Origin of the sequence: Janthinobacterium sp. P210005 (genome assembly GCF_036231865.1) — a bacterium.
GTDB classification, from domain to species: domain Bacteria; phylum Pseudomonadota; class Gammaproteobacteria; order Burkholderiales; family Burkholderiaceae_D; genus Janthinobacterium; species Janthinobacterium kumbetense.
This window is the reverse complement of record NZ_JAZARC010000002.1, coordinates 425,263-446,956: the sequence shown is the minus strand read 5'-3', so window position 1 is coordinate 446,956 and position 21,694 is coordinate 425,263. Positions and strand designations below refer to the sequence as shown.

Sequence of the window (21,694 nt, the reverse complement as noted above, 5' to 3'; positions counted from 1 at the left end):
AGGAGCTACCATGCGCTTGATGATTTCCCGCCTGGCCACCGCCTGCGCCTGCCTGGGCTTGGCCGCCTGTACCACGCCGCCGGCCCACGCGCCGCTGCCGCAGTGGCCGGACGCCGATGCCGCCTATGCGGCCGGGCGTCAGCATTTCGAGCGGGGCGACTTGCCGGCCGCGCAAGCGGCCTATGCGCAAGCCTTGCGCGCCGCGCCGCGCCATGTGAATGCGCGCAACGGCCTGGCCGTGCTGCATGCGCAGCGGGGCGAGCACGATGCGGCGATCGCCCAATGGCTGGCCCTGACGCAGGAAGCCGGTGCGCCGCAGCCGCAACAGGCGTATCTGTTCAGCAATCTCGGTCGCGCCTACTATTTGCGCGGGCGCGATGCGCAAGCGTTGACTGCGCTGGAACAGGCGTGTCTGCTCGATCCGCTCAATGCGCTGGCCTGGCAGCACCTGGCGCAAGTGCTCGAACGGCTGGGACAGCACGCGCGCGCGGCCGTCATGCGGCGCCAGGCGCAGAGCCTGCAGGAACATGATTTACGGAGCGACATGGCCGTCTTGCGCAACGCGGCGCCGCCGCCGGGCGTGCCCGTGGCCGCGCCGCTGCCGGATGCGCCCGCCATGGCGCGCATCGAGATCACGCAAGGCGACGGCATGGCCCGCTTGCAGCGCGTGCCGGCCGCCGCGCGCAGCGTGCCCGTTGTCACGGCCGAGCGGTCCATGCCGGCTCCTGCCGTGCCCCGCCCGCGCCTGGAAATTGTGAATGGCAACGGCGTGCCCGGCCTGGCCGCCGCCTTGGCGCGCAGCCTGGCCGGCGCTCCCGTGCAAGTGGTGCGCCTGGCCAATGAAACCGGCTTCCAGGTGGCGCGCACGCGCGTCGAGTACCGGCCCGCGCAGGAGCAGGCGGCGCGCCAGCTGGCGCGTCAGTTGGGAACGCAGGTGCAAACCCCAGTAGAAACCCAGGCCGGCGACTGCCCCGCCAGCGAGCTGCGCCTGGTATTGGGGCGCGACTTGAGCGATCCGGCCATGCTGCACCGCTATTATCTGCAGCAATTGCAGCTGGCGCGCCAGGCGCTGGCGCGGCTCGGTTAAAACGCCTCGACTGATGCAAAAAACACGCGGCGCCCATGAGGCGCCGCGTGTTTTTCATGCTGCGGATGATTACGGCTGGCGGCGCCGCGTAAAAGCCAGGGCTGCCAATCCCATGCCCAGCAGGAACAGCGTGCCCGGCTCAGGTACCGCAAGCGGCGGATCGATGACGACGATATCGGTGCGCGTCGACTTGGAAAAATTCAGGGTATAGCTGCCGGCCGGCAGGGCGAAATTCGAGGTCAGGGAAAACATCGCGAAGCCATTCGTGAAGGCGCGCCCGGTGGCCGGGTCGTTGGTGCCGGCCGTCATGTTCAGGCTGAACGGGTCGAGGCTGCCGGCGCCATGGTTGCCATTGATGTCGCTGCCATTGTTGGCATCGCCATCGGGCGCGAACTGGAAGATCACGCCATCGGCGTTCGCGTGCGACAGGCAGCCGGCGGGGCTGGAACTGTTGCACGAGATATTGAAGATATCCATGATCGACACGTTCGACTTGTCGCCCATGGTCGTCACGCTGGTGCGCAGGTCGCGCCGTCCCATGAAGCTGAAGGTGATGAAGCCGGCGCTCGACAGGGTCAGGTTGACGGAGCCGGTCAGCGTGTCGCCGGCCGTGGCCGTGGCGGCGCCGATCGTGTTGCGCTGAGCTTCCGCCACGGCGCTCACGCTGGCGCCGCCATTGAGCATGTTGCCGAAGGCATGCGCATCGCCGCGGGCAAACTCCAGGGTGGAACTGGGGCTGGGGGCGTAATGGTTTTGCGGCAAGCCGCTGCAGCCGCCGCCCGAGCACACTTGCAGCACGTCGGCGTTGGCGGCCGGGCCCGTATTGACGGCGCGCGGATTGACGGCCACGCCGCCTTCGAAAAAAGCGCTGTCGCTGGCATTGCGGTTGGCGCCGGCCAGCGACAGCGCACCGGCGCTGGTGGTGATGCGGAAATTGTTCAACTCATTGACGGCCAGGCCGTACGCGCCGGCCTGTGCCTGGCCGCTGGCCAGCAGGCTCGCCGCCGCCAGTGCGCCCAGCCAGCCCAGGGTCTTGCTTCGTGTGTGATCAACGTTCATCGCAGCCTCTTGTCGTGGTCAGTCTCGGAAAATCCGGGGGACAAAGAATCCAGAATGACTTGCCTGGATTCATCTCGTAGACAGGGATAAGCAGCTTGCGTGCCACACAAAAATATCACAAGAAATCAAGTGCTTGCACAAAGCGGACTGAGCTGGATGAAGTGAAGTGTAAGAAAGGCCGACGCCGCTTGGCGGGCGCCGTCGGCCAGCCTCAGGTACCCCGGTGATAGCCCAGGTGGCCGCCCGAATTGCGTGCGCAGCCGCAACCGATGCGCGCCACTTCCTCGCCTTCCGTCAATTTCCAGTTGGTAATCGTCGTGTGATTCCAGTCGATGTCGCTTTTCTTGACAGGTTTGACCGTCAAGATGCGTGCTTCCGCATCCGTGTACTCCATCAGCTCTTCGTCGTCGGCGATGTCGAAATGGCGGTGGATCAGGGAAATGCCGAAGCGGTCGAGCGCGCCGTAGCGTTGCAGCACGTCGCGCAGCTCGCGAAAGCAGGCGAGATCGTCGGGCAGCAGCGGATTGACGGCGGAAATATCGGCGACGGGTTGCCATTGCATGGCGTGGATGTTCAGGCTGTGCATGATAGGCTCCTGTGCCCCATGATGATAGGCCCAGGCTGCCGGAGGGGCGCCGGCACGCCTGGCGAAATGCCCATCGTGGACGCAAAGCCGCTGCGGCGCTTGCGCCGTATCAAAGGTGCGGCACATCGCCTCTCGTCCGATCATTGCCCGGTAAAATAGGCCATGGCAAACAAAACCCCCACCTTCCCCGGCGCGCGCACGGGCCGCGGCCAGGTCCTGGCCGTGCTGCTGTCGAATAGCGACCAGTCCGGCGCCGAACCGCTGCAAGGCCGCGTCTCGCTGGCCGCCATCGTCAAGGCATTGAAACGCAAATATCACTGGCCGATCGAGACGCACAGTTTTCCAGCCAACACGCAGGATGGCCGCGCCAGCTGGGCGACCGTCTACAGCTTGCCGGACAAGGTCATCGAGACCGCACTGGAGGCCGGCGGCCGGGAGTGGCTGGAGAGCCGGGGAGCGGCCGGGCGGCGCTGAGCGCGCCGCCTGCTTCACTCGATCCCTTTATTCGAGCCGGAAGCCGACCTTGAGCGTGACCTGGAAGTGCGCCACCTTGCCATCGACGATATGGCCGCGCGAATCGGTCACTTCATACCAGTCCATGTGCTTGACCGTCAGCGCCGCCTTGGCAATGGCGTCGCGTATCGCCTGATCGCTGCTCTCGGTCGACGTGCCGACCAGTTCGATCAGCTTGTAAGTATGTGCGGACATGATATTTCCCCAGGTAGGCAAGCCAGACATCGGAAAGTTCTTCTTCGCCAGCAAGTGCCCATAGTGCGCCTAAATGCGCTGGACGTCATTGCGCGGCGCAGCAATGCGTCACGGCAGTGGTTTGCAGAAGGGAGAAAAGAAAAAAGGGCTACAAGCCGAAGCTTGTAACCCTTTGATTTCCTACTAAATTCTGGTGCCGACTGCCGGTTTCGAACTGGCCACCTGATGATTAAAAATTCCTCAGTTCTGGTGACGCTAGCTAACATTATGTAGCGAAATCAGACACTTACGTTAGATCAGCTAATAGTGCTGCCTTGGTGAGCTGATAGTAATGTTGACACCCCGTTGACTACCATTCGCACAGTATACGATCAAATTTACTATTGGTTCCGACGTCGCTGCAGTGCTTGTCAACCGTTGAGGCACCCTGGAGGCTGGCAAGCATCCTTAAACTTGAGGTTGTTACTCGTCAGGTTCCGCGAAGTGCGGCGGCTAGCAGTATAGTCGGGCGCAGGCAATTCAAGGTTCGTCTGGAAACTCTGCACCCAGCAACTTGTATAATTCATCCAGTTCCTTTTGGTTTTTCTCATCCTTAGGCTTAAGATCTGAACCAAAGAGATCAGGGTAAAGACCCGGAGCGTCGACGGACACCTTAAATTCGCGAGCCGCTCCGTCTGGCATTTCCGTTGTGATTACAGATTGCATAGTGAAATAGCGCAGCATGTTGTAGAGCGGGGAATCTGCGGTTATGAATTTTGCATTCTTGAACGGCCCGCCATTCGCGCCGGCTTGTTGAACGAAGTTGGTCATCATTCCAGTGACGCGAGAGATCGTCTGAATATCACCCAACGCATTGCTGGGATTGAAATTCTCCGGCTTCCCCGCGAATTTCATTACCCGTTTTGCATCCTCGCATCCATATACGCATGCTATTGGCACCAACACCACCGGGTGACTAGTAATGATCCCCAGCTCAAGTGCTTTGGAACAAAGTACTTGAGCCATCTTGAATCGTTTCCCTTCGGCAATCTTGTTGTGCAGGCCTTGGTCGTTCGCGAACTGAAGGAACGCGAGATACGCTGGCATCGACTGCTCAAGATGGGTGCCGAACAAGTTAGTTGCAACTTCTGCGACAAAGTTCCACGGTTCTAAGGTGCTCGCCTGCTCGAAGAAGGAGCCTATGGCATCCCAGTCACGTCGAGCTTCAGTGACAAACTCGCTAACAGAAAACTTGCTGCGCTGGTCGCTGACCTTCTCCATCAGTGCAGCTAGGTAGGATATCTTGTTATATGAGAGATCAAGACCCTGAAGTGCCTGGATCGACTCCGCGTGATGATTATCCTTGAAATTCTTGGTAGCGAGGTAGGTTTTAATGTGGCTGATTGAACAAATATCCAGGAAGTAGACAGTGGGCACCATCAGCATCCGTCGCTGCATCGTGGTGATGGATGCCTCCGCTTGGTCACGAGGAATACTTATTTGCATCGTTATCTTACTGAGTTGAGAAGCAGGTTTTGTCATCGAATACTTTCTATCAATTGCGCTGCTCGGGGGGGACAGGTATGTTTTAATGTTGTCCAGATTGAAGAGAATACTCAATCCAGTGGCGAGTCAACAGGGTGTGTGTGAAAACACGTGTAGCGAATAGTATCCTTTGCACGAATATGCATCAGTTTATCTGCCCTAATAGGGGACACGTTGAGTTTCGTCGACGCGATATCTTTTATCGTTCTTGAACTGGCGCGTCGACGGTTGAGGGAAGGTCACTATGCGTCGATCTGTGAGGAGCAGACCTGTTTCATTATGTCGACGAACGAAGGCTCTGCATTGTCAATCCGTAGGCGCATCTCCTGAACTGCATTTTGTTGAATGCCAAGCACTCGTCCTTTTATAGCGAAAAAACGATCGTCGTTGGCTACTTGTGTATTGTCAGTCTTACAGACACGATTGGCTTCAGTCCGGATTTCCACAGTGACGTCCTTGCGGGACTCTAAAGTAACCAGGGCGAATTTTCGGTCCGTTTCCTTAGCCGGATGCCAGTAAAAACGCGCCTGATGAGTGGCATTTGGATTTGTTATATTTCCGAGTTTCCAATCGCCAATGAGTTCATAATCTTGCCATTTGATCGGAAAAAGCGTAACGGCGCATACTATGTCTGTAGATTCTCTAGCACAAGTTTGAACTATCGCAGCCGTCGGTGTGCTGCGTAAGTTATTTACAGTACGGCCCTGCTTCATAAATGCTTCGTTCAGCGTTTCCATGATGAAAATTGCGCCTAGTGCACAGGCTAGAATGGTAGTTGTGCTGATTACCAGTGGTGGCAAAATGCTCGAATTATTAATCAATGAGGTGCGCCGAAAAGCCTTGGCGACCCCCCAAGTGGCGAAAGGAATCAGAATTACCGTTGCTATCGCCATCCATCCCCAAATGTATATACGGATCTTGAAGAAATACAAGATCCATCCGAGCGCGCTAAATACGAACAACACGACTGCATATCCGCAGGCAATGGCTAATGCGGCGTAACCAGCCAACCTTAGTGCCTGTTTATTCGTTCCACTAATCCCGCCATTCAACAATGTACCTGCCAAGAAAATAGCGATATAGCTGCACACCCATGCTAAAACGGCATACATTGTGGATAAAATTAAAACAGTCCAATTACGCACCGGGAAGATGTGCAATTCGAATTTATAGGTCCAAATTGCTGTAAACGGGTCTACAAAAGGAGCTCCATCGCCAGCTATTAGTATAGAAATTGCAAATATCATTATTAAAAACAGAGCTATCGGCATGCCATACCAAGAGTGGTTTTCCAAGCCTATGGCAGCAAGAGGTTGAGGACTCTTCAACACTTTAAACGCCGCTTTAAGCGGTGGAACGGCACTTAGTAAATACTCGATGGGGGTTTTCAACTGCGGATCAGGTGATGTGGATGGTGTGGACATATGAGCTTTTCTGTGAACTAGTTATCACTGGCAAAAAATAAAATAGGTCATAAATGATAACAAATTGCCGAGTGGCAATACTCACCCATTGTAACGTTTGCGATCTGGCGGAAGTTGGTAACTGTGACTCGGCGCCGCCATCGTGTCTGGATATACGCCGCAGCATGCGGTTGTAATGCAGGCACAATGTAGTGGTCAACCCATCCCGGACACTACGTTAAGTTTTTCTTCGGCGACGGCCGGTGCCAATCCGTGATTAAACTGATGTGGCCGTATCCAGTTATACCGGTGCATCAGGTAATGGCTGATGTCCCGTTGTGCCTCCTGTGCCGTCATGTAACCAGTTGACAGCAGCCATTCAGTTTTGAAGCTGCGGAACAGCCGTTCCATCGGGGAGTTATCCCAACAATTTCCCCGACGGCTCATACTCTGTCGTATCCGATAGCGCCACAAGCGCTGACGGAATTTTCGACTGGCGTACTGGCTACCTTGATCCGAATGAAACAGCCGCCCCTGTGGTCGACCTCGCTGCTCGTAAGCCATTTCCAGCGCTTGCACAACAAGGTCGGCGTCGGGCCGTAGCGAGAATGCCCAGCCCACCGCTCGGCGAGCGCACAAATCCAACACCACTGCCAAGTAATACCATCGGCCTTGCGCCCAGACATAGGTGATGTCCCCGCACCAGACCTGATTTGGCACCTCGACTGTGAATTCACGATTGAGGTGGTTCGGAATATCGACCCGCTCCACCGTAGCCTGCTTATAGGCATGGCTACCAGGCTGTTTGCAGACCAGCCCTAGCTCTTCCATCAAACGACTAACTTTGAAGCGGCCAATTGCCGTGCCTTCCTCGCGCATCATGCCCATGATGCTGCGGCTTCCCGCCGAACTGCGACTCTCGACGAACAGCTCGTGCGCGCGGCTACGCAATGCCATACGCTCAACATCAATGTGCCGGGCGCGCTCCCGATGCGCATACAGGCATGACCGCGCTACGTCGAACACCGCGCAGATCAACTCGATTGATTCGTCACCACAAATCTGATCGATTACCTCGTACGTTCTATCCCTTCTGACATTAAGAGCGCAGTAGCCTTTTTTAAAATGGACTTCTCCCGCTCGAGACGCTCAATGCGTGCTTCGAGTTCCTGTATTCGCTGCTGATCAGGCGTCATTGCTTTACTCTGTGGCGTGATGCCTTGCCGCTCCAACTGAAGCTGCTGCACCCAGCGGCGCAGCACTGATTCGCCGATGCCGACCGACTTGCCTCTGTATGGCTATATCCTTGATCCAGTACCAGGCATGCCGCCTGCCGTTTGAACTCAGGGGAAAACGTACGTCTTTGCTTGCTCATCAAACACCTCTCCATGGCGAGCATTCTCGCCTAAATCAGTGTCCGGGTACATTAAACCACTACACTTCGCTCCCTTCGGGGATTAAAGAGGCGGTTCATGCCTCTTGAGCGACAAGTCAGGCTTGCTGCGAGTCATACACAACCGCGTTACATTAATTCATACGGAGTTAAAACCCCACATATTCCGTTATGTTGGTCGGCAACCAGCCACAACATAGGGCTGTCACCTTCTTGCGCAGCCGCCAACAGCTCCGCTACGTTGTCCTCAGAATTGACAGGAGCGGTTGGTATCAGCCTCAAGCCTTCTCCGTGCGCTTCTTCAATTGACTTCGCAAGTGAGTACGGTCTGTTTCCGCTATTATGCAAATATTGCACCATGGCTATTTCAGAGACCAAGTGCCACCCACCTATGTAGACGGGTAAGTACGTGAAGGAGTGGGTTAGCATTAGTTGGCGTGCATATGCAACTGGTTGCCATGGCTGAAGAATAACCGGCTCCTTTACCATGAAGTCGGCGACCGACGTCCTGCGGGTTGTTTGCTCCTTCATCAATCCTTCCTCCAGTCCTATACATAATTCAATCGCTGCTTTTGTAGCGTGGCGAGCGTACACACCCGTATGCATTACATCATTTCGTGCTCGTTTAACCGTGGTATACAGGGCGTCGAATGTGGTAAAAAGCGTTGGGAAAATTGCAGTTAGTTCAGATAAAACCGTAGAGTCTTGTGCCAGTGGCCTAAGTTTTTCGTGATAGGAATTCAAAGTGCCTTCCTTCTCGCTCAGTCGTAGCCCTAATGCTTCCATTGCAAAACACATTTCGCTAAAACCCTCTGAGTCAGCAAGTGCGGCATAACGGGCAGCTCTAAACCTATCTCGATAGTGCAAACGTTCATCCCACTCCAATGTCGGACCTTTCATGCGTGCTTCCCACCCATCTCTCAATCGCTCCTCGATTATGGTTCAAGCCATATTGGCCCTTTGATAATATCCTATATTAGAAAGGTGTTGGAAAACGAGCGATTTCTAACATCTACAAACATCACCATAAATACATGTTGGAAATATAGGGCTTTCTATTTCTAACAGTTGGATATATTCTAACAGTGTTTTCTAACAGTCTTAACCGGAGAAACACAATGGCAACCTTCGCATACGGCCGCGTCAGCACCAAAGAGCAAACCGCAGAGAACCAGAAGATGGAAATTGAAGCGGCCGGCCATCAGGTCGATTACTGGTATGCGGATGCCATCAGTGGCAAGACCAGCGCCAGCGAGCGCCCGGAGTTTGCCGCGCTGCTGGCCCAGATTCGAAATGGCGAAACTCTGGTGGTGGCGAAGCTGGACCGCCTCGGCCGCGACGCGCAGGACGTCGGCGCCACCGTCAAGCTGCTGGCCGCCCGCAAGATTGCCGTCATCGTGCTGCAGCTGGGCAAGCTGGACCTGACTTCGCCAGCCGGCAAGATGATGATGACTATGTTGGCAGCTGTGGCCGAGATGGAGCGCGATTTGCTGGTGGAGCGCACGCAGGCAGGTCTGGCTCGGGCCAAGAGCGAAGGTAAGACACTGGGCCGGCCGTCTAAGACCACGGCCGAGCAGCGCGCCGATATTATTACTAGATATGCTGCCGGCGAAAGTGTCAGCTCTCTTGCCCGCATGCACGCTGTATCGCGAGCCAGCATTTTGGGTGTGGTAAAGCCGTAGGGCGTAGCATTGAGACTAGGCTCTTTCCATCAGTTCAACAATGGTGCCTGGAGCGTCGTTTTGTAGAATGTCCCTACCAAATTTGAGCTGCGTTTTGCACTCCTCAAGGTTCTGAGAGTCAGTTTCAAAAATAGTCATCCTTAATTTTTTGGACGCGACGAAATCGGTGTCGGTCGAAATAGTTAAGGTCAATTCAAATTCGCCCTCAAACCACTTAAATCTGCGGTTGAAATACTCCAACGCGGGAGCAACAAGTTCAGGGGGCGCCTCTACATCCGGCGCGCTGGGAGGCATTCCAACGCGTTGGGCGATAATATTATCCTTGATGGACTTCTGAAATGTTCTGAAAGTCCTCTGTTCTTGCTGAGTGGTAATTTGGTAAAAATTTACCAAATGCCCCCATTCCTGCTCTACCTGTAGACTAAATGGTGCAAGCAACACCCCATCAGAGGCACTTGGCAAATGCAAATACGTGACCCCTACAAGGCTAAATAGGGTGTCTCCTGCACGCTTTATGTCGAGCGACATACCGCGCACCCTTATACGCTTTCCCCCTGTATTGGTAAGCATGACCTGCAGTTGGGCGTTAGGGTTGCCGACTTTATGCGTCAGAAATATTCTCTGATAGACATCAATTTCCAAGCGCGATTTACGGAATCGTCGCAAATAAGGAACAATTGAAAGGCCTAGAGCCACGAACGCGGCGACAGATGACCACATCGACCAATCTAAATACCACGGAGTTATAGAGTCCGGTGCCATTTCGCTCGCCTTGCCAAAATTTGCCTACACAAGGCTAGATAGCAAAAAGCCCAGTCCGCAAAGACTGGGCTAAGTGCTTGAATTTATTGGTGCCGACTGCCGGTTTCGAACTGGCCACCTGATGATTACAAATCAACTGCTCTACCAAATGAGCTAAGTCGGCAAAAACTGCGCGTTGCGAATTATACGCTATTTAATGCGTGTCAGGGTCGGGCGGCCGCCTTTTTTTGGTGGCTCGTCGTCGCCAGGCGTGGCGCTGTCGCGTTGTTCGGGGGAGCTGGTCGGCACGGACGACAGGGTGGGACCGCTGGCGGCGGGGGCGAGCACGGGTGGCGGGACGTCGGCGGAGGCCGGGCTGTCCGTCGGTTGCGCGTCCGGGTCATCGTTGCCCAGCACGGGCTCGAAAGCCATGCCCTGGCCGTTTTCGTTGGCGTAGATGGCCATCACGTTGTCGACCGGCACGTAGATTTCACGCGAGACGCCGCCAAAGCGGGCGTGGAAGCGGATGGCGTCGTTGTCCATCTTCAGGCCGCTGGTGGCGCCGAAGCTGATGTTGAGCACGATTTCGCCCTTTTTCACGTATTCCATCGGTACCGTGGTGCGCGAATCGACTTTGACCGCGAGATAAGGCGTGTAGCCGCTGTCGGTGCACCACTCGTAGATGGCGCGCAGCATATAAGGTTTGGTTGAGATTTCAGACATGGTAGGCACGGTGAGGCGGGAGCGCCCCCGTCAGCATGAGGCGGGCGCACCGGTAGTTCAAAAGACTGGGACAGCGCAAAAAGCAACTTTAACACATGGCCCAAGATGCCCCAGAAAGCGTAGCGAGCAAGCCCGATATTGGCCTCAGTAACGCAGCCGTACTGAAGTACGGCGAGTAACGCCAGGTCAAGAGCGGGCTGCGCAGTAGCTTTATGGGGATATCTTTTAGCGACGCATCACTTTTTCGGATGGCGTCAGCGCTTCGATGTACGCAGGACGCGAGAAGATGCGTTCGGCGTATTTCATCAGCGGTGCGGCCGTCTTCGACAGTTCGATGCCGTAGTGGTCCAGGCGCCACAGCAGCGGCGCGACAGCCACGTCGAGCATCGAGAATTCGTCGCCCAGCATGTACTTGTTTTTCAGGAACAGCGGCGCCAGGGTCGTCAGGCGGTCGCGGATTTCCGCGCGTGCCTTGTCGTGGGCCTTGTCGTTGCTCTTGGCGCGTTCGCTTTCCAGCACGTGCACGTGCACGAACAGTTCTTTTTCGAAATTGAACAGCATCAGGCGCGCGCGGGCGCGCATCAGCGGATCGGCCGGCATCAGTTGCGGATGCGGGAAGCGCTCATCGATGTACTCGTTGATGATGTTCGATTCATACAGGATCAGTTCGCGTTCGACCAGGATAGGCACCTGGCCATACGGATTCATGGTCGAAATGTCTTCCGGTTTGTTGAACAGGTCGACGTCGCGCACTTCGAAGTCCATGCCTTTTTCAAACAGGACCAGGCGGCAGCGTTGCGAAAATGGGCAGGTTGTACCCGAATAGAGAACCATCATTTTTTATAGTTCCTTAGAAACAAAGGGGGTGAAGCCGCGAACGGCTCACCCCAGGTCGCTTGTCCACTCATGCGGACAACGCAGAAACAGGCATAAACCGGCCTATGGCCGGCGCCTCACTTATTTGACTTCCTTCCAGAACGACGCGTTAAGGCGCCATGCCAGCAGAGCAAAGACCGACAGGAACAGCAGCACCCACACGCCCAGGCGCTTGCGTGTCTGCTGTGCCGGTTCGGCCATCCACTCCATGTAGCCGACCAGGTCGGCTACCGCATTGTCATACTCGATCTTGTTCAACGTACCTGGCTTGACCTGCTCGAAGCCGGCAAATTTGTGGATCTTCTTGCCAGCTTCGTGCGGATCATTCTCTTCCACGAACTTGGCAGACTGGACACCTTGCAATTCCCATAATACATGCGGCATGGCAACATTCGGCACGACCATGTTGTTCCAGCCGGTCGGACGAGTGTCGTCTTTATAGAACGTACGCAGGTAAGTATACAGGTAGTCGCCGCCTGTGCCAGCGGAAGATGATTTCGCGCGCGAAATTACCGACAAATCCGGCGGTACGACGCCAAAGAAGGCCTTGGCGTCCTGCGGTGCCAGGCTCGTCGTCATCAAGTCGCCGACTTTATCGCCGGAGAACAACAGATTCTGCTTGATCTGGTCTTCCGTCAAGCCCAGGTCGCGCAGGCGGTTGTAGCGCATCGACACGGCGGCGTGGCAATTCAGGCAATAATTGACGAACAATTTGGCGCCATGTTGCAGCGCTGCCATGTTGGTCTGGCGGTCAGGAGCCTTGTCCAGCGGAAAGCCGCCTTCGCTGGCGAGAGCCATGGCGGGCACGAGGGCCAGGATGGCGAGCAGTTTTTTTGCAATCTTCATATGATGTATGTCCTTTGAGCGTGGCGTGAGAGCGGCTTAGTGCGGGTGAAACGTCACACGCGACGGCACGGTCTTGAACTTGCCCATTGCACTCCACCATGGCATCAACAGGAAGAAGCTGAAGTAAATCAGGGTGCACACTTGCGACACGATGGTCTTCGTATCCGTTGGCGCCTGGGTCCCGAGGTAGCCGAGGATCAGGAACGACAGGCCGAAGATGGCGTACACATATTTGTGCCAGTTCGGACGGTAGCGGATCGATTTCACCGGGGAATGGTCGAGCCATGGCAGGAACGCCAGGATCACGACGGAACCGCCGAAGAACACCACGCCCCAGAATTTCGCGTCCAGCACCTGCGGCAGCATGCCGATGATGGCGACGATGGCGATGCCGGCGATGGCAGACTTGACCGTCGTCGACAGGCGCGACTTGAGCCAGATGAACACCACGTAGGCAGCCACGACACCCATCAGCACGTACATGAAGTCGGCCGTGGTGGCGCGCAGCACCGAATAGAACGGCGTGAAGTACCAGGTTGGCGCGATGTGCAGCGGGGTCTTCAGCGAATCGCCCGGCAGGAAATTGTTGTATTCCAGGAAATAACCGCCCATTTCCGGCGCGAAGAAGACGACGGCGCTGAAAATCACGAGGAAGATCGAGACGCCGAACAAATCGTGCACGGTGTAGTACGGGTGCGAAGGAATCGAATCGACCGGGTGGCCGTCGGCGCCCAGGTTTTCCTTCACTTCGATGCCGTCCGGGTTGCTCGAACCGACTTCGTGCAGGGCGATCAAGTGCGCTGCAACCAGGCCCAGCAGTACCAGCGGGATGGCGATCACGTGGAAGGCGAAGAAGCGGTTCAGGGTCGCGTCGGAAACGACGTAGTCGCCGCGGATCCACAGCGACAGGTCAGGGCCGATCAGCGGGATGGCGCCAAACAGGTTGACGATCACTTGTGCGCCCCAGTACGACATCTGGCCCCATGGCAACAGGTAGCCGAAGAACGCTTCGGCCATCAGGCACAGGAAGATGGCGAAACCGAACAGCCAGATCAGTTCACGGGGCTTGCGGTACGAGCCGTACAGCAGGCCGCGCGTCATGTGCAGGTAGACGATGATGAAGAAGGCCGAGGCGCCCGTCGAGTGCATGTAGCGCACCAGCCAGCCCCACGGCACTTCGCGCATGATGTACTCGACGGAATTGAAGGCCAGGGCCGCATCCGGTTTGTAGTGCATGGTCAGGAAGATGCCGGTGACGATCTGCAGCACCAGCACCAGCATGGCCAGCGAACCGAAGATGTACCAGAAGTTGAAGTTTTTCGGGGCGTAGTACTTGCCCCATTGGTCGTTCCACAGCTTGGTCAGGGGAAAGCGGTCATCGACCCAGCCCAGCGCTTTTTCGGCGACGGGAGCGTCCGCCGGGAATTTTGTTTCTTTGAAAGCAGCCATGATCAAGCCTCGCCTTTCTCGTCTTTACCTATCAGCAATTTGGTGTCGCTCAGGTACATATGGCGCGGCACTTGCAGGTTGTCCGGCGCCGGCTTGTTCTTGAACACGCGGCCAGCCATGTCGAAGGTGGAGCCGTGGCAAGGGCACAGGAAGCCGCCTTCCCAGTCATCGGGCAGCGACGGTTGCGGGCCGGGGGTAAATTTCGAGGAAGGGGAGCAGCCCAGGTGGGTGCAGATGCCGACGGCGACGAGAATTTCAGGCTTGATGGAACGCGCCTCGTTCATGCAGTATTCGGGCGTGAATTCGGCGGGATTGCGTTGGGAATTGGCATCGGCGACCTTGCCATCGGTTTGCTTGAGCGACGCGATCATTTCCGGCGTGCGCTTCAGGATCCAGACCGGCTTGCCGCGCCATTCGACGGTGCGCATTTCGCCGGGTTGCAAGGTGGTGATGTCTACTTCGACCGGCGCGCCAGCCGCTTTCGCGCGCTCCGACGGCTGGAAGGTGCTTACCAAGGCTCCCGCGGTTGCCAATCCAACTACACTGCCCGCCGCGCACGTGGCGACGAGCAAGCCGCGACGGCCTGAATCGACCTGCTTTTCGTTACTCATGCAAACCCCAATCAGTCAAAATGCGAATCTTTATTATGAGTGGCAGCCGCGAAAAACCCGTCGCCGAAGCTCTTTCCCACTGATTGCCGCAACCCGCATCTTTGTACGGTAAAGTGGCAACATCCCTGCGGAACTTCGGACTATGGCGCAGCCCATGCCAGTTTCTTGTTGATTATCCGGAAGCGAAAAAGCCGCTTCTGGCAACCGCAAATTATAAGTGAAGCAAACAACGAATAAAACAAAAACGTTGCTTGTACCATAATTTATATACTTTTGCAGGAGGTGGCTAGTTCTTTCGAACTAGATGCGCGCGGCTGTGCCGGAATTGGTCTCGCCGGCAACCACAAGTTGGTGTGCCCGGGAATCAATAGTATGATCGGCATGTTTTTTATACATATCCGAAGGAGAAATTTCATGGCAATGATGCAAGAATTTAAAGAATTTGCAATGAAGGGTAACGTCGTCGATCTGGCGGTCGGTGTCATTATCGGTGGTGCCTTCGGCAAGATTGTCGATTCCCTGGTGCAAGACGTGATCATGCCGCCCATCGGCCGCATTTTCGGCGGCCTCGATTTCGCCAATTACTACCTGCCCCTGAATGGCCAGGCGACGACCCTGACCCTGGTGGAAGCGAAAAAGGCGGGCGCCGTGCTGGCCTACGGCAATTTCCTCACCATTTTGCTCAACTTCGTCATTCTGGCTTTCATCATCTTCCAGATGGTGCGCCTGATGAACAAGGCCCGTCGCAGCGAACCGGTCGCGCCGGCGCCGGCACCGGCCACGCCGGAAGACATCGTGCTGCTGCGTGAAATCCGCGACTCCCTGCAGAAGAACGGACAGAATAGCAACGATCTGGCAAAATAAGTCGTTCCGGCACCGGCCGGCTGACCTGGGCAGAGAACTGTATGCGACGATTCTGGTTATTGTTTGCGCAAACCGTGACGATCGCGTTGGCGCTGTACTTTGTGTACGGCGCGCTGCGCCCGGCCAGCCGGGTACAGCAACTGGGCTCTCCGACTAAACCGGTGCCCGTGGTGGAAACGGCGTCCAGCAGCCTGGCGCCCGGTTCCTACCGCGACGCGGCGGCGCGCGCCATGCCCGCCGTCGTCAACATCCTCACCCTGCAAGTACCCAAGCGCGGCGCCCATCCGCTGGCGCGCGATCCCTTCTTCAAACGTTTCTTCGGCGACCGCGACCCGGACGGCGAGGATGACGATGACTTGAAAAACAGCCTCGGTTCGGGCGTCATCGTCAGCCATGAAGGCTATGTGCTGACCAACAACCACGTGGTCGAAGGCGCCGACGAAATCGAAGTGGTGCTTACGGATGGCCGCAAGGCGCCCGCCAAGGTGGTGGGCCTGGACCCGGAAACGGACCTGGCCGTGATCAAGATCAACCTCGACAAGCTGCCCGTCATCGTGCTGGGCCAGTCGGAACTGGCGCGCGTGGGCGATGTGGTGCTGGCCATCGGCAACCCCTTCGGCGTGGGCCAGACGGTGACCATGGGCATCATCTCGGCCCTGGGGCGCAACAACCTGCACATCAACAGCTTTGAAAATTTCATCCAGACGGATGCGGCGATTAACTTCGGCAATTCGGGCGGCGCCCTGGTCGATACGCGCGGCAACTTGATTGGCATCAATACGGCGATCTATTCGCAAAGCGGCGGCTCCGTCGGCATCGGCTTCGCCATTCCCGTCTCGACGGCGAAAACCGTGATGGAAGCCATCATCAAGGATGGCCACGTGGTGCGCGGCTGGATCGGCGTGGAAACGCAGGACATCACGCCCGAGCTGGCGCAAAGCTTCAACTTGCAGCGCAGCAGCGGCGCCATCATCGCCGGCGTGGTGCGCAACGGCCCGGCCGACAAGGCGGGCATCGTGCCCGGCGACATCCTGCTGACGGTGGAAGGCAAGCCCGTGGGCGACACGACGGAAATGCTGAACCTGATCGCCCAACTGCCGCCCGGCGGAAAAGCTAAAATGACGGTGCTGCGCAAGAATCGCGAAGCGGCGCTCGACGTGATGGTGGGCAAGCGCCCCCTCCCGAAAGAGCTTTCCAAATAGTTGCTGATCGGAATTTGACACATGCATGTGCGTGACTTGACCCAATTTTTACGTGAACTGAGCGACAACAACAACCGTCCCTGGTTTGTCATGAACAAGCCCCGTTACGACATCCTGCGCGAGGAATTTCTCGCGCTGGTGACGTCGCTGATAGGCGAACTGGGCAAGTTCGATCCGGCCGTGAAGTACTGCAATCCGAAGAAGGCCTTGTTCCGCATCAACCGCGACGTGCGTTTTGCGCACGATAAAAGCCCGTATAAGACGCGCTTTTCGGCCGCCATTGCGCCGAACGACATGCGCCGTCCCAGCAAGGCGGGCGGTCCCACGTATTACCTGCAGATCGATGGCCAGGGCAACTTGCTGTTCGGCGCCGGCGAATACATGCCGCCGCCCGGGCGCCTGAAGGCGCTGCGCGAGCATATGCTCAACGACGCGCCAGGGTTTTCCAAAGTGCTGAAAAATAAGCGTTTGAAAGCCCGTTTCGGCACCATCCAGAACGAGGGCAAGTTGCAGCGCCCGCCCAAGGGCTTCGAGGCGGATGCCGAACATATCGAATTCATCAAGCTGAAGAGCTTTTTTGTCTGGACCGAAATACCGCTGCCCGTGAACGAACCCGAGAAACTGCTGCCAACCCTGGCGGAAGGCTTGAAGGATGCGTGGCCGCTGGTCGAGTGGATGCGCGGCGCGAAAGAGCCGGAGGAAGTCACCGAGTAATTGCGGAAGGAGCACATGATGGCACTGGAACACGCAAGTTCAGGACAGGTGATCGAGGTGCTGCGCAGGGACGGCGACGACCTGTCGCAGTTTTCCGCCATCGCGCTGGCCAAGACGGATGAGCTGGAACTGATCCGCATGTGCATGCCCAAGGGCAAGACCATGCCCGAGCATCACGTGCTCGGCGAAATCACCTTGCTGTGCCTGCAAGGGCAGGTGGCGGTGACGGCGCATGGCGGCGTGCACCTGCTGGGGCCGGGGCAGATGCTGTACCTGCTCGGCGGCCAGGCGCACGCCCTGGAAGCGTGCGAAGACAGCCTGTTATTACTGACCATACTCATGCACAAGGCGGGACGTTAGGTTTTTTCTGGCGCTCAAGCCGCTTCGGCGCGCGGATCGCGCGACAGCAGCTGCTGCACCATCACGTGCGGCAAATCGCCATCGAACAGCACGCCGGCCACCGCGTTGGTGATCGGCATCTCGACGCCCATGCGGCGCGCCAGTTGGCGCACAGCCTTGGCGCACGGCACGCCTTCGGCCACATGACCCAGCTCGGCCACGATGGTATCGAGCGCCTTGCCTTGCGCCAGGCCCAAGCCGACGCGGCGGTTGCGCGACAGGTCGCCCGTGCACGTCAGAATCAGGTCGCCCATGCCCGTCAAGCCCATGAACGTTTCCGTCTGGCCACCCAGGGCCGTGCCCAGGCGCGTGATTTCCGCCAGGCCCCGCGTAATCAGCGCGGCGCGCGCATTCAAGCCCAGGCCCAGGCCGTCGGCCACGCCCGTGGCGATCGCCAGCACATTCTTGACGGCGCCGCCCACTTCCACGCCCACCAGGTCGTCGCTCGCATACACGCGGATGGTGCCGCCATGCAAGGCCGAGACGACGCTGGCGCGCAAGGCCGCGCTGTGCGAGGCGATGGTCAGCGCGCACGGCAAGCCGCGCGCCACTTCCTGCGCGAACGAGGGGCCGGACAGGGCGCCGCCGGGGATATTGTCGCCCAGTACTTCCTGCACGATCTGGTGCGGCAACAAGCCCGTGCCGCCTTCAAAGCCTTTGCACAGCCACACCAGGTTGCCGATGGCCTTGTCTTTCAATTGCTGCAGCATGGGCCGCAAGCCCGCCACGGGGCAGGCGGCGATCAAAATGCCGTGTTCGTCACCGGCATGCGCGACGGCCGAGTCGAAGTCGGCGCTGATGCGCAGTTGCGGCGGCAAGGGGAAGCCGGGCAGATAACTGTTTTCGCCGCTGGCGGCCATGGCGGCCATGGCGTCGCCGTTGCGGCCCCACAGCAGCACGTCGTGGCGGCCGGCCAGGGCCATGGCCACGGCCGTGCCCCAGGCGCCGGCGCCGAGGATGGTGATCTTGCGGGGGAGCGCCGTGGCGGCGGGAGATGTATCGGGAGAAACTTGCATGCGACCTCAGTCTGGCAGGGGGAGGGGCGCGGCGCGGCTGGCCGCTGCCCGGATGAATCTGGCGGTGCTTACAGGCCCCACACTTCGCTGGTCTTGACGTAGCCGCTCTGGCCATCCTTGTGGCGGACCTTGACCCAGTTGGAGCTCGGCTGCTCGCTCATTTCCAGCAGCACGCCCTTGTCGACGAGGATGATGGCGGAGGCGGTGTCGTCGGGGCTGGCGCGAACCTTGAGGTTCGCGGCGCGCGCCACGACGTTGCGCTTGGCGGACAGGCCCTTGGCTTCCGTCCAGGCCATTTCGCCGCTGGCGTCGCGTACCTTGACCCATTCGCCGTAGCTGAGCACGATTTCCAGCGGCATGCCGCGTGGCGCCACGTACAGCTTGCCGCCCTTGGCGGATGGCGCGTCGTACAGGATCACGGGAGCCGCGCCCACCGTTTTGAAATCGACGGCGTGGCTGGCGGCGGTCGCCAGCAGCAGCACGGCGCCGGCCATCCAGCGGAACTTGCTCAAGAGCGCACTTTTCAACATGATATTTTTGAACCTTAACGAAACACGGCGGCCAGGCCGCCGTGTCAGGCCAGCCTTGACGGCTGGCGGGGTCTTGCAAGAGCTTAGTGCGTTTCGCTAGCTGCGGGCGCTGCTGCAGCGGCGTCAGCAATAGCTTGCAGACGTTGTTGGTAGAACACTTCGAAGTTGATCTCGGCCAGGTGCACTGGCGGGAAGCCGGCACGGGTGATCACGTCGGCGATGTTGGCGCGCAGGTAAGGGTAGATGATGTTCGGGCAGCCGATTCCCAGCAGTGGATCGAGTTGATCAGCAGGAATGTTGCGTGCTTCGAAGATACCGGCTTGCTTGCCTTCAACCAGGAAAGCGACTTTTTCGCCGACTTTGGCGGTGACGGTGATGGTCACGGTGGCTTCGAAGATGCCGTCGGCCAGAGGCGCAGCGCCCACGTCCAGTGCCACTTCGATGGCTGGTGCTTCTTGTTCCAGGAAAATAGCTGGGGAATTTGGTTGTTCCAGCGACATGTCTTTCAGGTAGACGCGTTGGATTTGGAAGACTGGTTGCAGATTTTCGTCAGACATGGAACGCTTTCGTTGTAAAGGACAAGAACGGCACACCGTTCAAATATGGTGCTTGCGGTATTCAAACCGCGCCGGATAGGCGCGGCCAGATCAGGTGCGAGGGCAATTGTATCAAAACAATACGACAAAAAACCAAGCAATTTCTCGAACCCGCTTTATATCAGGCTGCCGTGCCATTTAACAAGGGGTCCAGCTTGCCAGCTTGATCGAGCGCATACAAATCGTCGAATCCGCCCACGTGGGTATCGCCCACATAGATCTGCGGCACCGTGCGGCGGCCCGTGCGTTCCATCATCTTGATGCGCTCTTCCGGGTCGAGGTCGACGCGGATCTTTTGCACGGCGACGCCCTTGGCTTCCAACAGGCGCTCGGCGCGCACGCAATACGGGCACACGGCGGTGCTATAGACAATTACTGGTACGGTCATGATGATTCCTTCAGTTAAGGCCGGCTTATTTCGCCAGCGACAAGGTTTTCAATGGCAAACCTTGCTTTTTCCATTCGTCGAGGCCGCCTTCCAGGCTCGTTGCCTCAGCGAAACCGGCTTTGCCCAGCAGGCCGACGGCGGTTGCCGAACGCGAACCTTTCTGGCAAACCACTACAATGGGACGCGTTTTGAATTTTTCCAGCTCGCCCAGGCGTTTTGCCAGTTCCGGCAGGGGAATATTTTTTGCGTCAGGCAAGTGGCCCGTGGCGAATTCTTCCGCGTTGCGCACGTCGACGATGACAGTCTTGCCACGGTTGATCAGTTGCGTGACTTCCAGCACGGTCGCGCGCTTGCCGCGCATCGACAGCAGTGGCCAGAGGAGGGCGCCGCCGGAAATAATGACGATGGCAAACAGAAAAATGTGGTCGATAATGAATTTCACGTAGGGTCCAATGGTTTAAGTCAATCCGCGCATTATAAAATAGAAGCTGGACGAGGTCTTTTTACGTTTTGCTTTTTTGATTTGAACCCCTTGAGAAGATAGAACTATGTACAAAATCGTTTTCATGCGTCACGGCGAGTCCACCTGGAACCTCGATAACCGCTTCACCGGCTGGACCGACGTCGATCTGACGGAAAAGGGCGTCAACGAAGCCAAGGCCGCCGGCCAGATCCTCAAGCAGGAAGGTTTTACGTTCGACGTGGCCTACACTTCCGTCCTGAAGCGCGCCATCCGCACCCTGTGGCTGGCGCTCGACGAGATGGACATGATGTATTTGCCGATCAAGAACGACTGGCGCTTGAACGAGCGCCACTACGGCGCCCTGCAAGGCCTGGACAAGGGCGAGACAGCCGCCAAGTATGGCGACGAGCAAGTATTGGTATGGCGCCGCAGCTACGACACCCCGCCGCCGCCGCTGGAAGCGAACGATGACCGCGCCTCGTTCAACGATCCGCGCTACGCGGGCTTGCCGCAAGCGTCGATTCCCCTGACCGAATGCCTGAAAGACACCGTGGCGCGCGTGATGCCGGCCTGGGACGAGGAAATCGCCCCGGCCATCCGCGCCGGCAAGAAAATCATCATTTCGGCCCACGGCAACAGCTTGCGCGCGCTGATCAAGATGCTCGACGGCATCAGCGACAGCGACATCGTCGGCCTGAACATCCCGAACGGCCAGCCGCTCGTGTATGAACTGGACGCCGACCTGAAACCGATCCGCCATTACTACCTGGGCGACCCGGCAGCGATTGCGGCAGCGCAAGCTGCCGTGGCGAACCAAGGGAAGGCCAAGTAACT

Annotated in this window: 25 protein-coding genes, 1 tRNA gene and 1 pseudogene; 8 read left to right on the top strand and 19 right to left on the bottom strand. The window is 57.7% G+C overall.

Annotated elements, in window-relative coordinates; all coding sequences use genetic code 11:
* Nucleotides 1-10: 10 nt before the first annotated feature.
* Nucleotides 11-1,087 (top strand): LytR C-terminal domain-containing protein, encoded by a 1,077-nt coding sequence (locus tag VPH40_RS12025; RefSeq protein ID WP_328573531.1) that lies wholly within the window; start codon nt 11-13, stop codon nt 1,085-1,087.
* A 69-nt stretch (nt 1,088-1,156) separates the two neighbouring features.
* On the opposite strand, the gene VPH40_RS12020 is transcribed toward VPH40_RS12025, so the two are convergent.
* Nucleotides 1,157-2,146, bottom strand: a complete 990-nt coding sequence (locus VPH40_RS12020; RefSeq protein ID WP_289912456.1) for a PEP-CTERM sorting domain-containing protein — start codon at nt 2,144-2,146, stop codon at nt 1,157-1,159.
* 211 nt (nt 2,147-2,357) lie between these two features.
* A complete protein-coding gene (locus tag VPH40_RS12015) occupies nt 2,358-2,732 on the bottom strand; it encodes a hypothetical protein (protein ID WP_099665817.1) in 375 nt (124 codons plus the stop codon).
* 162 nt (nt 2,733-2,894) lie between these two features.
* Here VPH40_RS12015 and VPH40_RS12010 point away from each other — a divergent pair, with 162 nt between their 5' ends.
* On the top strand, nt 2,895-3,206 hold the full coding sequence (locus VPH40_RS12010; RefSeq protein ID WP_099665816.1) for a hypothetical protein: 312 nt from the start codon (nt 2,895-2,897) through the stop codon (nt 3,204-3,206).
* A 27-nt stretch (nt 3,207-3,233) separates the two neighbouring features.
* Here the strand turns inward: VPH40_RS12010 and VPH40_RS12005 are convergent, their stop codons facing one another.
* The 5 genes and pseudogenes from VPH40_RS12005 to VPH40_RS11985 form a co-directional block, all read right to left on the bottom strand.
* Nucleotides 3,234-3,440: a dodecin gene (locus tag VPH40_RS12005; RefSeq protein WP_071325761.1), complete on the bottom strand. Its 207-nt coding sequence runs from the start codon at nt 3,438-3,440 to the stop codon at nt 3,234-3,236.
* Between the two features lie 519 nt (nt 3,441-3,959).
* The gene (locus VPH40_RS12000) at nt 3,960-4,961 is read right to left on the bottom strand and encodes a hypothetical protein (RefSeq protein WP_328573530.1); all 1,002 of its coding nucleotides are present in this window, start codon (nt 4,959-4,961) and stop codon (nt 3,960-3,962) included.
* Nucleotides 4,962-5,206: 245 nt separating this feature from the next.
* Nucleotides 5,207-6,388 (bottom strand): hypothetical protein, encoded by a 1,182-nt coding sequence (locus tag VPH40_RS11995; protein ID WP_328573529.1) that lies wholly within the window; start codon nt 6,386-6,388, stop codon nt 5,207-5,209.
* A 195-nt stretch (nt 6,389-6,583) separates the two neighbouring features.
* Nucleotides 6,584-7,742, bottom strand: a pseudogene (locus VPH40_RS11990) (IS3 family transposase).
* Nucleotides 7,743-7,889: 147 nt separating this feature from the next.
* Nucleotides 7,890-8,660, bottom strand: a complete 771-nt coding sequence (locus VPH40_RS11985; protein WP_328573528.1) for a hypothetical protein — start codon at nt 8,658-8,660, stop codon at nt 7,890-7,892.
* A 218-nt stretch (nt 8,661-8,878) separates the two neighbouring features.
* Here VPH40_RS11985 and VPH40_RS11980 point away from each other — a divergent pair, with 218 nt between their 5' ends.
* Complete coding sequence (locus tag VPH40_RS11980) at nt 8,879-9,442, top strand: recombinase family protein (RefSeq protein ID WP_328573527.1); 564 nt, start codon at nt 8,879-8,881, stop codon at nt 9,440-9,442.
* A 15-nt stretch (nt 9,443-9,457) separates the two neighbouring features.
* Here VPH40_RS11980 and VPH40_RS11975 read toward each other — a convergent pair whose 3' ends face one another.
* The 7 genes from VPH40_RS11975 to petA form a co-directional block, all read right to left on the bottom strand.
* Nucleotides 9,458-10,204, bottom strand: coding sequence for a hypothetical protein (locus tag VPH40_RS11975; RefSeq protein WP_328573526.1), 747 nt, complete (start codon nt 10,202-10,204; stop codon nt 9,458-9,460).
* Nucleotides 10,205-10,291: 87 nt separating this feature from the next.
* Nucleotides 10,292-10,367 (bottom strand) — tRNA-Thr (locus VPH40_RS11970).
* A 26-nt stretch (nt 10,368-10,393) separates the two neighbouring features.
* Nucleotides 10,394-10,906 (bottom strand): ClpXP protease specificity-enhancing factor, encoded by a 513-nt coding sequence (locus tag VPH40_RS11965; RefSeq protein ID WP_099665815.1) that lies wholly within the window; start codon nt 10,904-10,906, stop codon nt 10,394-10,396.
* A 225-nt stretch (nt 10,907-11,131) separates the two neighbouring features.
* A complete protein-coding gene (locus VPH40_RS11960; protein WP_010394154.1) occupies nt 11,132-11,743 on the bottom strand; it encodes a glutathione S-transferase N-terminal domain-containing protein in 612 nt (203 codons plus the stop codon).
* A gap of 120 nt (nt 11,744-11,863) precedes the next feature.
* Nucleotides 11,864-12,628, bottom strand: a complete 765-nt coding sequence (locus VPH40_RS11955; RefSeq protein ID WP_251349459.1) for a cytochrome c1 — start codon at nt 12,626-12,628, stop codon at nt 11,864-11,866.
* A gap of 36 nt (nt 12,629-12,664) precedes the next feature.
* A complete protein-coding gene (locus VPH40_RS11950) occupies nt 12,665-14,077 on the bottom strand; it encodes a cytochrome b (protein ID WP_099668284.1) in 1,413 nt (470 codons plus the stop codon).
* Between the two features lie 2 nt (nt 14,078-14,079).
* Nucleotides 14,080-14,688, bottom strand: a complete 609-nt coding sequence (gene petA / locus VPH40_RS11945) for a ubiquinol-cytochrome c reductase iron-sulfur subunit (RefSeq protein ID WP_034783594.1) — start codon at nt 14,686-14,688, stop codon at nt 14,080-14,082.
* A 414-nt stretch (nt 14,689-15,102) separates the two neighbouring features.
* On the opposite strand from petA, the gene mscL reads away from it, so the two are divergent.
* Genes mscL through VPH40_RS11925 form a run of 4 tightly spaced genes read left to right on the top strand, consistent with a single transcriptional unit; the run spans nt 15,103 to nt 17,828 of the window.
* On the top strand, nt 15,103-15,552 hold the full coding sequence (gene mscL / locus VPH40_RS11940) for a large conductance mechanosensitive channel protein MscL (protein WP_046681989.1): 450 nt from the start codon (nt 15,103-15,105) through the stop codon (nt 15,550-15,552).
* 41 nt (nt 15,553-15,593) lie between these two features.
* Complete coding sequence (locus VPH40_RS11935; protein ID WP_180278647.1) at nt 15,594-16,754, top strand: Do family serine endopeptidase; 1,161 nt, start codon at nt 15,594-15,596, stop codon at nt 16,752-16,754.
* Nucleotides 16,755-16,775: 21 nt separating this feature from the next.
* A complete protein-coding gene (locus tag VPH40_RS11930) occupies nt 16,776-17,468 on the top strand; it encodes a DUF2461 domain-containing protein (RefSeq protein WP_099665812.1) in 693 nt (230 codons plus the stop codon).
* A gap of 15 nt (nt 17,469-17,483) precedes the next feature.
* Complete coding sequence (locus VPH40_RS11925; RefSeq protein ID WP_305056558.1) at nt 17,484-17,828, top strand: hypothetical protein; 345 nt, start codon at nt 17,484-17,486, stop codon at nt 17,826-17,828.
* Nucleotides 17,829-17,842: 14 nt separating this feature from the next.
* Here VPH40_RS11925 and VPH40_RS11920 read toward each other — a convergent pair whose 3' ends face one another.
* The 5 genes from VPH40_RS11920 to VPH40_RS11900 all read right to left on the bottom strand — a co-directional run bounded on the left by VPH40_RS11920 (nt 17,843) and on the right by VPH40_RS11900 (nt 20,839).
* Nucleotides 17,843-18,883: an NAD(P)H-dependent glycerol-3-phosphate dehydrogenase gene (locus VPH40_RS11920; protein WP_328573525.1), complete on the bottom strand. Its 1,041-nt coding sequence runs from the start codon at nt 18,881-18,883 to the stop codon at nt 17,843-17,845.
* Between the two features lie 68 nt (nt 18,884-18,951).
* Complete coding sequence (locus VPH40_RS11915; RefSeq protein WP_328573524.1) at nt 18,952-19,413, bottom strand: SH3 domain-containing protein; 462 nt, start codon at nt 19,411-19,413, stop codon at nt 18,952-18,954.
* Between the two features lie 83 nt (nt 19,414-19,496).
* Complete coding sequence (secB, locus tag VPH40_RS11910; RefSeq protein WP_034783580.1) at nt 19,497-19,970, bottom strand: protein-export chaperone SecB; 474 nt, start codon at nt 19,968-19,970, stop codon at nt 19,497-19,499.
* A gap of 160 nt (nt 19,971-20,130) precedes the next feature.
* A complete protein-coding gene (grxC, locus tag VPH40_RS11905; RefSeq protein WP_070220900.1) occupies nt 20,131-20,397 on the bottom strand; it encodes a glutaredoxin 3 in 267 nt (88 codons plus the stop codon).
* Nucleotides 20,398-20,422: 25 nt separating this feature from the next.
* Nucleotides 20,423-20,839 (bottom strand): rhodanese-like domain-containing protein, encoded by a 417-nt coding sequence (locus VPH40_RS11900; protein ID WP_099665809.1) that lies wholly within the window; start codon nt 20,837-20,839, stop codon nt 20,423-20,425.
* Between the two features lie 106 nt (nt 20,840-20,945).
* Here VPH40_RS11900 and gpmA point away from each other — a divergent pair, with 106 nt between their 5' ends.
* Nucleotides 20,946-21,692, top strand: a complete 747-nt coding sequence (gene gpmA, locus VPH40_RS11895) for a 2,3-diphosphoglycerate-dependent phosphoglycerate mutase (RefSeq protein ID WP_176381555.1) — start codon at nt 20,946-20,948, stop codon at nt 21,690-21,692.
* Nucleotides 21,693-21,694 lie beyond the last annotated feature (2 nt).

Coding starts and splice junctions, on each gene's coding strand:
- VPH40_RS11955 (WP_251349459.1), bottom strand. CDS start 12,628: ATGAAGATTGCAAAAAAACTGCTCGCCATCCTGGCCCTCGTGCCCGCC.
- VPH40_RS11965 (WP_099665815.1), bottom strand. CDS start 10,906: ATGTCTGAAATCTCAACCAAACCTTATATGCTGCGCGCCATCTACGAG.
- VPH40_RS11920 (WP_328573525.1), bottom strand. CDS start 18,883: ATGCAAGTTTCTCCCGATACATCTCCCGCCGCCACGGCGCTCCCCCGC.
- VPH40_RS11925 (WP_305056558.1), top strand. CDS start 17,484: ATGATGGCACTGGAACACGCAAGTTCAGGACAGGTGATCGAGGTGCTG.
- VPH40_RS12000 (WP_328573530.1), bottom strand. CDS start 4,961: ATGACAAAACCTGCTTCTCAACTCAGTAAGATAACGATGCAAATAAGT.
- VPH40_RS12015 (WP_099665817.1), bottom strand. CDS start 2,732: ATGCACAGCCTGAACATCCACGCCATGCAATGGCAACCCGTCGCCGAT.
- VPH40_RS11950 (WP_099668284.1), bottom strand. CDS start 14,077: ATGGCTGCTTTCAAAGAAACAAAATTCCCGGCGGACGCTCCCGTCGCC.
- VPH40_RS12020 (WP_289912456.1), bottom strand. CDS start 2,146: ATGAACGTTGATCACACACGAAGCAAGACCCTGGGCTGGCTGGGCGCA.
- VPH40_RS11995 (WP_328573529.1), bottom strand. CDS start 6,388: ATGTCCACACCATCCACATCACCTGATCCGCAGTTGAAAACCCCCATC.
- VPH40_RS11975 (WP_328573526.1), bottom strand. CDS start 10,204: ATGGCACCGGACTCTATAACTCCGTGGTATTTAGATTGGTCGATGTGG.
- VPH40_RS11960 (WP_010394154.1), bottom strand. CDS start 11,743: ATGATGGTTCTCTATTCGGGTACAACCTGCCCATTTTCGCAACGCTGC.
- VPH40_RS11915 (WP_328573524.1), bottom strand. CDS start 19,413: ATGTTGAAAAGTGCGCTCTTGAGCAAGTTCCGCTGGATGGCCGGCGCC.
- mscL (WP_046681989.1), top strand. CDS start 15,103: ATGGCAATGATGCAAGAATTTAAAGAATTTGCAATGAAGGGTAACGTC.
- VPH40_RS11930 (WP_099665812.1), top strand. CDS start 16,776: ATGCATGTGCGTGACTTGACCCAATTTTTACGTGAACTGAGCGACAAC.
- VPH40_RS11980 (WP_328573527.1), top strand. CDS start 8,879: ATGGCAACCTTCGCATACGGCCGCGTCAGCACCAAAGAGCAAACCGCA.
- grxC (WP_070220900.1), bottom strand. CDS start 20,397: ATGACCGTACCAGTAATTGTCTATAGCACCGCCGTGTGCCCGTATTGC.
- VPH40_RS11935 (WP_180278647.1), top strand. CDS start 15,594: ATGCGACGATTCTGGTTATTGTTTGCGCAAACCGTGACGATCGCGTTG.
- VPH40_RS12010 (WP_099665816.1), top strand. CDS start 2,895: ATGGCAAACAAAACCCCCACCTTCCCCGGCGCGCGCACGGGCCGCGGC.
- gpmA (WP_176381555.1), top strand. CDS start 20,946: ATGTACAAAATCGTTTTCATGCGTCACGGCGAGTCCACCTGGAACCTC.
- secB (WP_034783580.1), bottom strand. CDS start 19,970: ATGTCTGACGAAAATCTGCAACCAGTCTTCCAAATCCAACGCGTCTAC.
- VPH40_RS11985 (WP_328573528.1), bottom strand. CDS start 8,660: ATGAAAGGTCCGACATTGGAGTGGGATGAACGTTTGCACTATCGAGAT.
- VPH40_RS12005 (WP_071325761.1), bottom strand. CDS start 3,440: ATGTCCGCACATACTTACAAGCTGATCGAACTGGTCGGCACGTCGACC.
- petA (WP_034783594.1), bottom strand. CDS start 14,688: ATGAGTAACGAAAAGCAGGTCGATTCAGGCCGTCGCGGCTTGCTCGTC.
- VPH40_RS12025 (WP_328573531.1), top strand. CDS start 11: ATGCGCTTGATGATTTCCCGCCTGGCCACCGCCTGCGCCTGCCTGGGC.